We start from the raw sequence: 634 nt of genomic DNA, 5'->3' as shown, positions 1-634 counted from the left end.
TTTGTATTCTCACCGAGTGTGACTTGTGCGGCATTTACTGCATCGATGAACAAGAAAAGAGAAAACGTGTAGGCAAGGGTAGACAACTTGGGTTTGCTTTGGCATAAAGGCGTATGGAAATAAGTAGTAGATATAGAGTATGGTTTGATTTTTTTATATTTAAAACAGTATGTTAACTAAGTTGCCATTCCTTTCTCCATTCAATGGCTTATGATTTTTCCACCATACGCTGATGAAAAGGAGTCACTACGCCTTTCCATTCACCCTTACAACTCGTTTGCAAAGGGGGAGGGCGGCGGGCGGACTCCTTTTAGTGAATTTCAGTCATTGAATTCACTCGTACAGAAAAGAACGATGACTAAAGGTGATGTGAAGAAAATGAATCAAGCACAACACGCTTTGCCGACCAGCAAAGCCAACGTAATTTTGCATGCATTTGACTGGAAATATGCCGATATCGCTAAACAGGCAAAAAAAATTCAGAGACTGGGTTGATGATCTGTGCTCGTTTCTCCGCCGCTACGCAGCGCCAAGTCACCCAAGTGGTGGCAGCGTTACCAGCCACAGGATTACCGCGTGATTGATAACGCACTTGGCAACACCACTGATTTTCAGAACATGGTGACCGAGCTCC

1 pseudogene is annotated in these 634 nt (G+C 43.8%); it reads left to right on the top strand.

Features of this window, described 5'->3' with window-relative positions:
* Window positions 1–354: 354 nt before the first annotated feature.
* Window positions 355–634, top strand: a pseudogene (locus CIK04_RS29495) (alpha-amylase); the annotation flags it as partial.

Source organism: Vibrio sp. 03_296 (genome assembly GCF_002265885.1).
This window is presented reverse-complemented; position numbering and strand designations above follow the sequence as displayed.